The 15,387-nt window shown below is 75.0% G+C and carries 1 protein-coding gene; it reads right to left on the bottom strand.

The annotated features are described in order from the left end of the window. Nucleotides 1-56: 56 nt before the first annotated feature. A complete protein-coding gene (locus BJ971_RS41025; protein WP_184991850.1) occupies nucleotides 57-15,386 on the bottom strand; it encodes a type I polyketide synthase in 15,330 nt (5,109 codons plus the stop codon). Between the last annotated feature and the right edge of the window lies 1 nt (nucleotide 15,387).

Genomic DNA, 15,387 nt, shown 5'->3' with positions numbered 1-15,387 from the left:
ATCAGGCGGGCCGGGCCCCGCCTGACCACTCTGCAAGATCTGCACTGCGGAATTCCCTAAGGCTTGTCCGCGAGGCCGCCCAGCCACTGGAGCATCAGGGCGGCGGTCTGCTTCGAGTCCTCGCGTACCAGGGACAGGTGGTCGGCGTCGATCGGCCGGACGACCGCGCCGTCGACGATCGGGGTGAGGTCCGCGACGCTGCCCGCGACGCTTTCCCGGGTACACCGGATGGACAGCACCGGCGCGGTGGTGTGCGCGACCTCCATCCGGTTGAGCAGCACCATCCAGCGGCCCATCGCGGACAGCCGGGAGTTGGTCAGCCGCACCGGGGCGGCGTCGCCACCGCCGGCGAAGTTGAGCCGCATCATGCCGCCGTAGTCGACGCCCTCGTCGTCGTTGTGCTGGAAGCTGAGCGTGTCCAGCAGGATGACCGCGCTGGGCCGCACGCCCCAGGTGCTCTCCAGCACGCCCGCCGCGGCGTACGCCAGCGACCCGCCGGAGGAGTGTCCGACCAGGACGAACGGCTTGCCGTCGCTGGCCCTCAGCGCACTCTCCGCGATCACCCGCACGGCGACGTCGGCGTTGTCCGGCAGTCGCTCGCCGGTGGCGAAGCCGATCAGCGGCAGCGCGGACACGTCGCTCTCGCCGCGGAAGTGCGCGGCCAGCCGGGAGTACTGGTGCGGGCCGGAGTTCGCGGTCGGCGCGGGGATGCAGATCAGCTTCGGCGAGCCGGCGCCCTCGGCCAGGTTCACCGGCAGCGGCAGGTCCTCAAGCTCCGAGGCGTACTCGAAGGCCGGGCGCAGCGCGGCGAGGGTGGCCAGCATCCGCTGCGCCTCGCGCACCTTGCCGTCGGCGAGCGCGTCCAGGAACAGCCGCTCCAGCGAGTCGCGTTCCGGCTCGCCGCCGGCCGCCGCGGCCAGGTCCGGGTCGGCGCCCTCCTGGGTGGCCAGCTCGGCGCGGATCCAGCCGGCCAGTTCCGCCGGGGTCTTGCTGTCGAAGATGACCGTCGCGGGCAGCCGCAGTCCGGTGGCCACGCTGAGCCGGTTGCGCAGCTCCACCGCGGTCAGCGAGTCGAAGCCCAGCTCGTAGAAGTTGCGCTCGGCGTCGACCGCGTCGGACGTGGCGTGCCCGAGCACCGCGGCGGCCTCGGTGCGCACGATGTCCACCAGCATCCGGGCCCGGTCGGCGCCGTCCAGCCGGGACAGCTGCCTGGTCAGCGCCGCGCCGCCGGCCTCGGCGGTGGCGGCGGCGCGGCGGGCCGTCCGGACCAGGCCGCGGAACAGCGGCGGCACGAACGCACCTGGGGCGGCGGGGCCCGAGACCATGGCCAGCGGGGCGACGTACGGGCTGTACGAGCCGATCGCCGTGTCGTACAGGTCGAGGCCCTCGTCCACCCCCAGCGGCGGCATGCCGCTGGCCCGCATCCGCTGCAGGTCGGTGTCGGTCATCGCGCCGGTCATGCCGTCCGTGTCGTCCCACGGCCCCCAGGCGAGGGTCAGGCCGGCCAGCCCCTCGCCCTGGCGGTAGTGCGCCAGCGCGTCCAGGAACGCGTTCGCCGCGGCGTAGTTTCCCTGGCCGGGGTTGCCCATCATGGCGGCGCCGGAGGAGAACGACACGAACGCGGCCACGCCCATGTCGCGGGTCAGCTCGTGCAGATTCCACGCCGCGTCCACCTTGGGGCGCAGCACCCGCTCCATCCGCCGCGGGGTCAGCGAGGTGAGGATCGCGTCGTCGAGCACGCCGGCGATGTTGAAGACCGCGGTGAGCGGCTGCGTCGGCGGGATGCCGGCGACGAGCGCGGCGGCCTGCTCCCGGTCGGCCGGGTCGCAGGCCACGATCCGCACCGAGGCGCCCAGCGCGTCCAGCTCTGCCTCCAGCTCGCTCGCGCCCGGCGCGTGCGGGCCGCGGCGGCTGGTGAGCAGCAGGTTGCGTGCGCCGTTGGCGACAAGCCGGCGGGCGAAGTGCCGGCCGAGCGCGCCGGTGCCGCCGGTGATCAGCACGGTGCCCTCCCGGTGCCAGCGGCGGGGCATCTCCAGCACCAGCGGGCCGGCCGCGGGCGTGCGCAGCGCGGCGCGGGCCCGGCGCACGTCCCAGGCGTTCACGACGGCCGGGCGGGCCGGATCCGGGTCGGTGGCGGCGGCCGCCGCCTCGGCCCAGGACCACTGCTGCGGCATCGCGACCAGGGAACCGGCGTCGGCCACCGCGATCGGGCCCACGCCGCCGGCCACCAGGCCCATCACCCGGTCGCCGGGGTTGAAGCCGCACCGGCCGGCGCCGACCTCGGTGACGATGCCGGCCACCGTGCGGCCCAGCGGCCCCTCGGTGTCCTGCTGCGCCGGGCCCAGCGCCGCGGCGAAGACGTCGATGCGGACCATGGACGCGTCCAGCGGCTCCCACACCTCGGGGCACGGGGTCAGCGCCACGTCGTCACCGTGGCGGACCAGCCGCCAGGCGCCGCCCGCCGGGGGCAGCAGGGCGTCGGCCGAGGCGAGGCGTGCCATCCGGCCCACCCTCACCACGCCGCCGCGGACCGCGAACTGCTGGTCGCCGTCGGCGGTGACGCCTGCGAGCAGCGGCAGGAACGCGGCCGGGTCGGCGGTGTCCACGATGAGGAAACGGTCGGGGTTCTCCGCGTACGCGGAACGGACTAGTCCCCACACCGCGGCGGCCGGCACGTCCCGGATCGGCTCGCCCTCGTCGGCGGCGATTGCGCCGTCGGTGACGAACAGCATCCGGGCGTTCATCAGCCGGGTGTCCGCGAGGAATGCCTGTGCCGCGTCGAGCACCCGCCCGGTCACCCGGTGGGTGGAGGCGATCACGTCGGCCAGGTCGCCGGTCACCGGCACCACGACCACCTCGACGTCGGACGGCAGCTCGGCCACCGAGTCGCCGAGCACGGCGTGCCGGACGGACGACGGGGTCGGCGCCTCCACGGCCGGCCAGTCCATCCGGAACAGCGGCAGCCGCGCGGCGGCCGCTACGGTGCGCGGCCGGTGCAGGGTGAGCTCCCGCACCGACAGCACGGGTGCGCCGGTCGGGTCCACGGCGGCGATCTCGACCCGGTCGGCGCCCCGCCGCACGATCCGGGCGCGCAGCGTGGTGGCGCCGGCCGCGTGCAGGGTGACCCCGCCCCAGCGGCCCGGCTGAAGCTCGTCGTCGAGGCCGAGCAGCCCGGTCACGTGGGTGATCGACGCGAGCAGGGCGGGGTGGACGCCGAAGTACTGCGCGTCGCCGGCCACCGGCTCGGGGAGGGCGACCTCGGCGTACGCCTCGTCAGCGTGCAGCCAGACCGCGCGCAGGCCGGTGAAGGCCGGCCCGTGGCCGTGCACCTCGTGGAATCCGTCCAGGTCCGCCTCGGTGGCGTACGGGGGCGGCCAGGCCGGCACCTCGAAGTCGATGCGGTCCCGGCCGGTGGCGAGGCTGCCCCGGGCGTGAAGCACCCACGGGTCGTCGCCGTTCTCCGGCCGCGAGTGCATCGACACCGTGCGCACGCCGGAGGCGTCGGGCGCGCCGACGCGCACCTGCAGGGCGGCGGAGCCGCCGATCGCCAGCGGCGCGTGCAGCTCCAGATCCTGTACGCGTTCCGCGCCGACCTGGTCTCCGGCCCGCACCGCGAGCTCCAGCCAGGCGGAGCCGGGCAGCGTGACCTGCCCGGCGACCCGGTGGTCGGCCAGCCACGGGTGCACGCGCAGCGACAGCAGCCCGGTGAAGACCACCTCGCCGGTGTCGGCCAGGGTCATTGCGGCGCCGAGCAGCGGGTGCATGGCGGCGGTGAGCCCGACCGAGCCGACGTCGCCCGAGTGTGCGAGCGGGCGCGGCCAGAAGCGTTCGTGGTCGAAGGCGTAGGTGGGCAGCGGCACCCGCCGCGCACCCGGGAACCATGCACCCAGATCGAGCTCCACACCCGCGGTCCACAACGCCGCCACCGCACCCAGCAACGCCACGTCCTCGTCACGATCACGGCGCAGCGTCGGCACCACCAGCTCGGCGTCGATCAACGAGGAGAGCACCGCATCCGGGCCCACCTCGACCACCGCGTCCGCGCCCATCGCCGCCACACCGTCGGCGAACCGCACCGTCTCCCGCACATGCCGCACCCAGTACTCCGGGTCGGTCACCTGATCCGCCACCGTCCCGGTCATCGTGGACACCATCGAGATGACCGGCTCCCGGAAGGTCAGCTCCCGCACCACCTCGCGGAAGGCATCCAACATCGGATCCATCAACGACGAATGGAACGCATGACTGACCGCCAACCGCCGGGACCGCTCGAACCCGGCCGCATACGCGAGGACCGGCTCCTCCGGGCCCGACAACACCACCGAATCCGGGCCGTTCACCGCCGCGATCGACACACCGGCCGGCAGATCGATCTCGTCCTCCCCGGCCTGCACCGCGACCATCACACCGCCGGCGGGCAGCGCCTGCATCAACCGGCCCCGCGCCGCGACCAACGCGCACGCGTCCTCCAGCGACAGCACGCCCGCGACATGCGCAGCCGCGATCTCACCCACCGAATGACCACCCACGATGTCCGGCCGAACACCCCACGACTCCAACAGCCGGTACAGAGCCACCTCGACCGCGAAAATCGCCGGCTGGGCGTTACCCGTCTGGTCCAGGTCATCCCAGTCGACATCACCCAGATGCGCGGTCACCGCGTCGAACGCCGCAGCGAACCCGGGGAACCGCTCATACAGGCCCCGGCCCATCCCGGCACGCTGCGAACCCTGACCGGAGAACATCACACCGATCCGGTGCGGGCCGGCGGTGCCGCGGGCCAGCTCGGTGCCGTCGGCGTCGAGGACCGCACGCCGCGCGAACGGCGTGCGGCCGGTGAGCGAGAACGCGACGTCGGCCGGCGCCTGGTGCGGATGCTCGTCGCGCCAGGTGCGCAGCCGGTCGAGCTGCGCGTCAAGGGCGCGGCCGGACCTGGCCGACACCACCAGCGGCACCGGCCTGATGTCCGCTGCCGCCGCCGGAGTCGCCGGAGCTGCGGCCGGCGCCTGCTCGAGGATCACGTGGGTGTTGGTACCGGAGATACCGAACGAGGAGACGCCCGCGCGCCACGGCCGGTCGGTGTGTGGCCAGGCGGCCGGCTCCCGCAGCAGCCGGATGTTGCCCGCCTGCCAGTCGACGTGCGAGGACGGCTCGGCGAGGTGCAGCGAGCGCGGCACCAGCGCGTGCCGCATCGCCATGACCATCTTGATGATCCCGGCGACGCCGGACGCGGCCTGGGTGTGCCCGATGTTCGACTTGATCGACCCGAGCAGCAGCGGAACGTCCCGGTCCCGGCCGTACGTGGCCAGCAGCGCCTGCGCCTCGATGGGGTCGCCGAGCGGGGTGCCGGTGCCGTGTCCCTCGACCACGTCCACGTCCGCGAAGGTCAGGCCGGCCGACGCGAGCGCCTGGCGGATGACCCGCTGCTGGGAGGGGCCGTTCGGGGCGGTGATGCCGTTCGAGGCGCCGTCGGAGTTGACCGCGGTGCCGCGTACGACGGCGAGGATCTCGTGGCCGTTGGCGATGGCGTCGGACTGCCGCTCCACGACCAGCACGCCGACGCCCTCGGCCCAGCTGGTGCCGTCGGCCGCGTCCGAGTAGGACTTGCACCGCCCGTCAGCGGACAGGCCACCGTCGACGCTGAAGCCGGTGAAGCTGACCGGCGTGGCCATGACGGTGACACCGCCGGCGAGGGCCAGCGAGCACTCGGAGTTGCGCAGCGCCGCGACGGCGGAGTGCAGCGCCACCAGCGACGACGAGCAGGCCGTGTCGACGGTGAAGGACGGGCCCTCGAGCCCGAAGTTGTATGACAGCCGGCCGGAGATGACGCTGCTCGCCAGCCCGGTGCCGGAGAGACTGCCGACGTCCTCGCGGGACTGTGCGATGAGCGTGGAGTAGTCCAGGCCGTTGGTGCCCATGAAGACGCCGGTCGGGCTGCCGGCCAGGGTCGCGGGATCGATGCCGGCCGACTCGAACGCCTCCCAGGAGGTCTCCAGCAGCAGGCGCTGCTGCGGGTCCATGGCCATCGCCTCGCGTGGTGAGATGCCGAAGAAGGCCGCGTCGAAGTCGGCGAGGCCGGACAGGAAGCCGCCCTCGAGCGAGGCGCTGCGGCCCTGGCCGTCCGCGCCGCCGGCGGCCAGCTTGTGCAGGTCCCAGCCGCGGTCGGTGGGGAACGCGCTGATGCCGTCGCGCTCCCCCGCGACCAGGCGCCAGAGGTCGTCCGGCGACTGCACGCCGCCGGGCAATCGGCAGGCCATGCCGACGATGACGATCGGATCGGCGGAGGTGCCCCGGGTCGCGCCGAGCGGGACGACCGCTTCCGGCTCCGTGCCGAGGATCTCGGCGAGCAGGTACCCGGCCAGGGCGGTCGGCGTCGGGTAGTCGTAGACCATGGTGGCGCTCAGCCGCAGCCCGGTGACGGCGGAGAGCCGGTTGCGCAGCTCCACCGCGGTGAGCGAGTCGAAGCCGAGGTCGCGGAACTCCGCCCTGGGGCCGACCGCCTCCGGTGAGCCGTGCGCGAGCACCGCGGCGGCCTCGGCACGCACCAGGTCGAGCACCAGGGCGTCGCGGCCATCGGCGGCCATCGGCAGCAGCCGCTCGCGCAGCCGGCCGGTCGCCGTCGCGGTCTGCAGGCGGGCCACGATGGCGGCCTCGACGGCCTCCCCGGCCCGCGGCAGTTCGCGCAGCGCGGCGTTGCCGCGGAGCCCGACGAGCGAGTCCAGGATGTCGGCCTGCGCCAGGTCGAGGACGGTCAGCAGGGGCTCGGCCGCGGTGACCGCCTGCCGCATCGCGGCGACGGCCAGGTCCGGGTGCACCGCGGGCAGCGGGGTGCCGGCCCGCGCGGCGGGGCCGTCCTGCTCGCCCATCCAGGCGCCCCAGGACATCGAGGTGGCCGGCAGGCCGCGGGCGTGCCGGCGCTGCGCGATCGCGTCGAGGGCGGCGCCGGCCGCTGCGCCGGTGGCCCGTCCGGGGCTGCCGACGCTGCCGGCGACCGAGGAGAACAGCACGAACGCGTCGAGGTCGAGGCCGGCGGTGAGCTCGTCGAGCAGCAGCGCGGGTCGCACCCGGGCCGCGGCGACCGCCGCGAAACGCGCCGCGGTGAGGTCGCCGAGCACACCGTCGTCCACGTCGGAGGCGGCGTGCACCACGGCGGTCAGGCCGGGCTCGGCGAGCAGCGCGGCGAGCGTGTCCCGGTCGCCGGCATCACCCGCGATCACGCGGACGTCGGCGCCCAGCGCCCGCAGCTCCGCCTCGAGGGCGGGCACGCCGGGTGCGCCGGGTCCGCGGCGGCTGAGCAGCACCAGCCTCGCGGCGCCGTGTTCGGCCAACCAGCGGGCGACGTGCGAGCCGCGGCCGCCGGTGCCGCCGGTGACCAGGACGGTGCCGCGTGGACGCCAGCCCGCGTCGGCGGGCCCGGCCGGGGCCGGGGTGAGGCGGCGGGCGAGCACGCCGTCCGGGCGCACGGCGAGCTGGTCCTCGCCGTCGGTGCCGGCGAGCGCCGCGCGCAGGTGTCCCGCGGAGGCGTCGTCGAGGGTGGCGGGCAGGTCGATCATGCCGCCCCAGTGCTGCGGGTATTCGAGGGCGGCGACCCGGCCGAGGCCCCACACGGCCGCCTGCGCCGGGTCGGCCGGGGTTTCGCCGATACCGGCGGCCTCGCGGGTGACGCACCACAGCGGGGCCGCGATGCCGGCGTCCTGCAGGGCCTGGAGCAGCACCAGGTTGGCGCCGACCGGATCGTCGCCGGCGGCGAGCACGGAGACGATGCCGGCCGGTTCGCCGGTCACCTCGCGCAGCTGGGCGGCGAGGGCCGCCCGGTCGGCGGCCGGGTGGGTCAGGCTGGTTCCGCCCAGCGCGGCGGCGACGTCGGCGGCGTCGCCCACGACGATCCAGGCGCCGGCGGCGGATCCGGCGGTGCGGCCGGCGAGCGGCCGCCAGGCCTCGTGGAAGCGCAGCGTGTCGAGCAGGGACTGGTCGCGCCGGTGGCGGCGCCAGGTGGCGAGAGCGGGCAGCACCCGGCCGAGGGCGTCGGTGTCGACGGCCATGGCGTCGGCGAGGGTGCGCAGGTCGGCGTTCTCGACGGTGGCCCAGAACTCGGCGTCCATCTCGTCGCGGGGGCGTTCGCGCGGCTCGGGCCAGTAGCGCCGGTGGTCGAAGGCGTAGGTGGGCAGCGGCACCCGCCGCGCACCCGGGAACCAGCCACCCAGATCGAGCTCCACACCCGCGGTCCACAACGCCGCCACCGCACCCAGCAACGCGACGTCCTCTTCACGATCACGGCGCAGCGTCGGCACCACCAGCTCGGCGTCGATCAACGCGGAGAGCACCGAGTCCGGGCCCACCTCGACCACCGCGTCCGCGCCCATCGCGGCCACACCGTCGGCGAACCGGACCGTCTCCCGCACATGCCGCACCCAATACTCCGGGTCCGTGATCAGGCCGGGCTCGACCGGCGCTCCGGTCACGGTCGACACCATCGCAATCGCCGGCTCGTGGCAGGCCAGCCCCCGCACCACCTCGGCGAATTCGGCAAGCATCGGATCCATCAGCGCCGAGTGGAACGCGTGGCTCACCGCGAGCTTCCTGGACCGCTCGAAACGCGACGCCAGCGTCATGACCGGCTCCTCAAGGCCGGACAACACCACCGAGTCCGGACCGTTCACCGCCGCGATCGACACACCGGCCGGCAGCACGATCTCGTCCTCCGCGGCCTGCACCGCGACCATCACCCCACCGGCGGGCAGCACCTGCATCAACCGGCCCCGCGCCGTGACGAGGGTGCACGCATCCTCCAGGGAGAGAACCCCGGCGATGTGCGCGGCCGCGATCTCGCCCACCGAGTGACCACCCACAACGTCCGGCCGGACACCCCACGACTCCAACAGCCGGTACAGAGCCACCTCGACCGCGAAGATCGCCGGCTGGGCATTACCCGTCTGATCCAGGTCGTCCCAGTCGACATCACCCAGGTACGCGGCCGCCGCGTCGAACGCCGCCGCGAACACCGGGAACCGGGCGTACAGGCCCCGGCCCATCCCGGCACGCTGCGAACCCTGACCGGAGAACATCACGCCGACGCGTCGGGGCGCGGCCTCGCCGCGGACGATCGTGTCGCCGGTCAGCACGGCCCGGTGGGCGAACGGTGACCGGGTCACCGCGAGGGAGTGGCCCAGGTCGGCGGGCGAGGCGTCGGGCCGGGCGGCGAGCCAGGCCTGGAGCCGCTCGATCTGCAGGTCGAGCGCGCGCGCCGACTTCGCGGAGACCGGCAGCGGGACCGGTCCGGGTGCCGGCGTGGCCGGCGCGAGCTCGGCCGGAGCCGCCTGCTCGATGATGACGTGCGCGTTCGTCCCGGAGATACCGAACGACGACACACCCGCACGCCACGGCCGATCCACCACCGGCCACGGCAGCGGTTCGGTGACCAACCGCACCGCGCCCGCCGACCAGTCCACGTGCGTCGACGGCCGGTCCACGTGCAACGTTCGGGGAACGACACCGTGGCGCATCGCCATGACCATCTTGATGACCCCGGCCACGCCCGAGGCCGCCTGCGTGTGCCCGATGTTCGACTTCAGCGCGCCCAACAGCAGCGGAACCTCCCGATCCCGGCCATACGTCGCCAGCAACGCCTGCGCCTCGATCGGATCACCCAGAGTCGTACCGGTGCCGTGCCCCTCGACCACGTCCACGTCGCCGGGGGCGAGCCGGGCGGCGTGCAGGGCGCGGCGGATGACCCGCTGCTGGGACGGGCCGTTCGGGGCGGTCAGGCCGTTGGACGCGCCATCGGAGTTGACCGCGCTGCCACGGACCACCGCGAGGATCTCGTGACCGTTGGCGATCGCGTCGGAGAGCCGCTCGACCACCAGCACGCCGACGCCCTCGGCCCAGCCGGTGCCGTCTGCGGCGTCGGCGAACGCCTTGCAGCGCCCGTCCTCGGCCAGGCCGCCCTGCTTGGTGAAGCCGGAGAAGCCCATCGGCGTGGACATCACCGTGACGCCGGCGGCCAGGGCCAGGTCACACTCCCCCGCCCGCAGCGCCTGCGCGGCCAGGTGCAACGCGACAAGCGAGGACGAACACGCCGTGTCCACGGTCACCGCCGGGCCCTCAAGACCCAGCACGTAGGAGACCCGGCCCGAGACGACGCTGGCGGCCAGGCCGGTGCTGGCGTGACCCTCGACGTCCTCCCGCGAGTTCATCACCAGCTGCGTGTAGTCCTGCCCGCCCGCGCCGGCGAAGACGCCGGTCTGGCTGCCGCGCAGGCCGGCCGGGGAGATGCCGGCGTGCTCGAACGCCTCCCAGCTCGTCTCGAGCAGCAGGCGCTGCTGCGGGTCCATGGCCAGGGCCTCGCGCGGCGAGATGCCGAAGAAGCCGGCGTCGAAGTCGGCCACCCGCTCCAGGAAACCGCCGTGGCCGGTGGCGCTGCGGCCGCGCCCGCCGTCGCCACCGTCGCGCAGCGTCGCCAGGTCCCAGCCGCGGTCCGCGGGGAACCCGGTGATCCCGTCGCGGCCGCCGGCGACCAGGTCCCACAGCTCGTCCGGCGAGGTGACGCCGCCGGGTAGCCGGCAGGCCATGCCGACGATGACGATCGGATCGTCGTCGCCGGCGCCGGCCGGTGCCGGGCCGGGGAGGTCCGCCGCCGGCCGCTCGTCGAGCAGTTCGCCGAGCAGGAAGCCGGCCAGGGCCTCCGGGGTCGGGTAGTCGAAGACCATGGTGGCCGGCAGGCGCAGGCCGCTCACGGCGGCCAGTCGGTTGCGCAGCTCGACCGCGGTGAGCGAGTCGAAACCGAGGTCACGGAACTCGCGCCGGGCGTCGACCGCGGCCGCGGCCGCGTGACCGAGCACGGCCGCGGCCTCGGTGCGGACCAGGCCCAGCAGGAACGCGTGACGCTCGGCGCCGGTACGGGACAGCAGTTCCCGGGTGATGCCGGCGATGGTCGCCGCGCCGCCCGGGCTCGTCGCGGCCGCGCGCCGCCCGGAGCGGACCAGGCCGCGCAGGACCGCGGGCACATCGCCGGGCAGCCGCGTGCCGGTGGAGGTCAGGCTGACCGGCACCAGGTACGGCTCATCGACGGTGGTGGCGGCGTCGAAGAGGGCGAGTCCCTGCTCGACGGTGAGCGGCGGCATGCCGGAGGAGGCGCGCTTCAGGTCGTTGTCGCCCAGCGTCGCGGTCATGCCGGCGCCGGGCGCCCACGCGGACCACGCGAGGGACTGTGCGGGCAGTCCGGCGGCGCGGCGGTGCGCGGCGAGGGCGTCCAGGAAGACGTTGCCGGCCGCGTAGTTGGCCTGCCCCGCGGTGCCCATCACGCCGGAGATCGAGGAGAACAGCACGAACGCGTCGAGGCCACGGTCCCGGGTCGCCTCGTGCAGGTTCCAGGCGGCGTCCACCTTGGGCGCCAACACGGCGTCCATACGCTGCGGGTTGAGCGAGGTGACGACGGCGTCGTCCAGCACACCGGCGGTATGGATCACCGCGCTCAGCTCCGGGATGCCCGCTACCAGCGTATCGACGGCGGCCCGGTCGGTGAGATCGCAGGCGACGACTCGGCCCGGCAGCTGATCCGCGCCGGGCGCGTCCGGACCGCGACGGCTGGCCAGTACCAGATCGACACCCTTCGCCGCCAGATGACGGGCCAGCTCGGAGCCGAGGCCACCGGTGCCGCCGGTGATCAGGACCGTGCCGCCACCGGCCCATGGGGACGGGCCGGTGCTGACATCGGCGGGCACGCGATCGAGCCGGCCCACCCGCAGTGCGCCGTCACGCACCACGAACTGCTCGTCGCCGGCGGCGATCAGGGCGGGCAACAGCGGCAGGACGGCGTCCACCTCGGTGTCCGTCTCGGCGTCCAGCAGGGCGAACCGGCCGGGGTTCTCCGTCTGCGCCGATCGGACCAGGCCCCAGACCGCGGCGGCCGCCGGGTCCGCGCCGGTGGTCGCGCCGCAGGTGACGAAGACCAGCGTCGCGTCGCGCGGGCCGGCCAGCCGGCGCTGCACCGTGTCCAGCGTGACCGCCGTGTGCCGGTGCGTCTGGGCGACGACGCCGCCGTCACCGCCGGTGTGGACTCGAACCAGTGCAAGATCGGTCTCCCGCGGGCGGCCGGGCACCGGTTCGGTTTGCGGCGCCACCCACCGCAGGGTGAGCAGGGAGCCGGGGTAGGCGCGGCCGTCCGCCACGGCGAGGGGCGCGCGCACGGTGACCGCGTCGATGGTGAGCACCGGCGCGTCGGCCGGGTCGACGGCCGCGATCCGGATCTGGTCGCCGGCGCGCCGCAGCCGGGCGTGCAGCGTGTTCGCGCCGGCCGAGTGCAGGACGACACCGCTGAACGAGGCCGGCTCGAGGTCGTCGTCGAACAGCGCGGTGAGCAGTGCCGGGTGCAACCCGTAGCTCTGGGCGTCGGCGGTGTCCTCCTCGCGCAGCGACACCTCGGCGCCCTCGCCGGCCGGGTCGGCTGGACGGCCGGCCGCGTTGTCCAGGATGCCGGAGGCGTGCCGCGACCACTTGTCGCCGTCGGCGCGGGCGTGCATGGTGATCCGGCGGGCGCCGTCGGCGTCCGGCGCGTGCACCCGGACCTGTACCGCCACCGGCCGGTCCCCGAGCACGAGCGCGGCGTCGAGGTCGAGGATGCGGACGTGGTCGCAGCCGACCTGGTCGCCGGCGCGGATGGCGATTTCCAGCCAGGCGGCGCCGGGCAGGGTGGCGCGGCCGGCGAGCCAGGGTTGTGCCCGCGGGTCGAGCAGGCCGGTGAGGATGACCTCGTCCGCGTCGGCCACCGAGACGGTCGCGCCGAGCAGCGGGTGGTGTGCGGCGGCCAGGCCGGCACCGGAGACGTCGCCGCCGACGGCGGGGCGCGGCCAGTAGCGCTCGTGGTCGAACGCGTAGGTGGGCAGCGGCACCGCGCCCGCGTCCGGGTACCAGGCGGCGAAGTCGACGTCGACGCCGCCGACGTGCAGGGCGGTCGCGGCGGCCAGCATCGACTCGTTCTCGTCGCGGCCCCTGCGCAGGGTCGGCACCACCAGGTCCGCCTCGATCAGTGATGCGAGGACCGAGTCGGGGCCGGCCTCCAGGAACGCGTCCACGCCGCCGGCGCGCATCGCCGCCACGCCGTCGGCGAACCGGACGGTCTCGCGGACGTGCCGCACCCAGTAGTCCGGGTCGGTGAACAGGTCCGACTCGATCCGCCCGGTGACGTTGGAGACCAGGTCGCGGTCCGGCGGGCTGAGGGTGAGGCCGCGGACGACGGCGGCGAACTCGGCCAGCATCGGCTCCATCAGCGCGGAGTGGAAGGCGTGGCTGACGGTCAGGCGCCGGGTGCGCTCGAAGCGGCCCGCCGCGGCCTCGACTGCTGCCTGGGGCCCGGACAGGACGACGGAGTCCGGGCCGTTGACGGCCGCGATCGACACGCCCTCGGGCAGGTCGATGTCGCTCTCCGGCGCCCGCACGGCGATCATCGCGCCGCCGGCCGGCAGCGCCTGCATGAGCCGGGCCCGGGCGCCGACGAGCGTGCAGGCGTCCGCCAGGGAGAGCACGCCGGCGACGTGCGCGGCGGTGATCTCACCGACGGAGTGGCCGCCGAGCGCGTCCGCGCGCACCCCCCAGGATTCCAGGAGGCGGTAGAGGGCGACTTCGACGGCGAAGATGGCCGGCTGCGCGGTGCCGGTCTGGTCCAGGTCGCCCCGGTCGAGGTCGCCGAGGTGCGCGGCGACCTCGTCGTAGGCCGCGCGGTATACCGGGAACCGCTCGTACAGGTCCCGGCCCATGCCGGCGCGCTGCGAGCCCTGGCCGGAGAAGACCACACCGAGGCGGCGACCGGCGGCGACGCCGCGGACGACCGTGTCACCGGTGAGCACGGCGCGGTGCGGCATCCGGGCCCGGGAGACGGCCAGGGAGCGGCCGACGTCGGCCGGGGAGAGCCCGGGTCGCTCGGCGACCCACGCGCGCAGCCGGGCGATCTGTTCGTCCAGCGCCGCCTCGCTGCGGGCCGAGACCGGCCAGGGTGCGACGGCGGGCGCCGGGGACGGCCGGTACGCGGCGGTGTCACCCTGCTCGAGGATGACGTGCGCGTTGGTGCCGCTGATGCCGAACGACGAGACGCCGGCGCGGGCCGGGCGTTCGGCCGCGGGCCACGGCAGCGGTTCGGTGAGCAGCCGGACCGCGCCCGCCTCCCAGTCCACGTGGGAGGTCGGCGCGTCCACGTGCAGGGTGCGCGGCACGGTGCGGTGGCGCATCGCCATGACCATCTTGATCACCCCGGCCACGCCGGCGGCCGCCTGGGTGTGCCCGATGTTGGACTTGACCGAGCCCAGGTACAGCGGCGTCGCACGGTCCTGCCCGTACGTGGCGAGCAGCGCCTGCGCCTCGATCGGGTCACCGAGCGTGGTGCCGGTGCCGTGCGCCTCGACCACGTCGACGTCCCGTGCCGCCAGGCCGGCCGACGCGAGGGCCTGGCGGATGACGCGCTGCTGCGACGGGCCGTTCGGGGCGGTCAGCCCGTTGGACGCGCCGTCGGAGTTGACCGCCGAACCCCGGACCACCGCCAGCACGTTGTGGCCGTTCCTCCTCGCGTCGGAGAGCTTCTCGACGACCAGCACACCGACGCCCTCGGCCCAGCCTGTGCCGTCCGCGGCGTCGGCGAACGCCTTGCAGCGCCCGTCCGGGGCCAGGCCGCCCTGCCGGGTGAAGCCGGAGAAGCCCATCGGGGTCGCCATCACGGTGACGCCGCCGGCCAGCGCGAGCGAGCACTCGCCGTTGCGCAGCGCCTGCGCGGCCAGGTGCAGCGCGACCAGCGACGACGAGCACGCTGTGTCGACCGTCAGCGCGGGGCCCTCCAGCCCGAGGGCGTATGACACCCGGCCGGAGATGACGCTCGCGGTGAGGCCGGTGGTGGCGTGGCCCTCGGCGTCCTCGCGGGAGCCCATCACCACGCCGATGTAGTCGACGCCGGACGCGCCGGTGAACACGCCGGTGCGGGTGCCGCGCAGGCTCGCCGGGTCGATGCCGGCGTGCTCGAACGCCTCCCAGCTGGTCTCCAGCAGCAGCCGCTGCTGCGGGTCCATGGCGACCGCCTCGCGCGGCGAGATGCCGAAGAAGGCGGCGTCGAAGTCGCCCGCGGCGATGAAGCCGCCCTCGCCGGTGGCGCTGCCGCCCCCGCCGACCAGCGCTGCCACGTCCCAGCCGCGGTCGTCCGGGAACGGGGTGATGCCGTCGCGACCCTCGTCGACCAGCCGCCACAGCGCGTCCGGGCCGTGCACGCCGCCGGGCAGGCGGCACGCCATGCCGACGATCGCGATCGGCTCCTGCCGGCCCGATTCCACCTCTTCCAGGCGGCGGCGGGTCTCGTGCAGGTCGGCCGTGACCCACTTGAGGTAGTCAACGAGCTTGCTGTCGTCGGACATG

The organism is Amorphoplanes digitatis (genome assembly GCF_014205335.1).
GTDB lineage: Bacteria > Actinomycetota > Actinomycetes > Mycobacteriales > Micromonosporaceae > Actinoplanes > Actinoplanes digitatus.
Note: the sequence above shows the minus strand (reverse complement) of the source record. Positions and strands in the feature narration are given on the sequence as shown.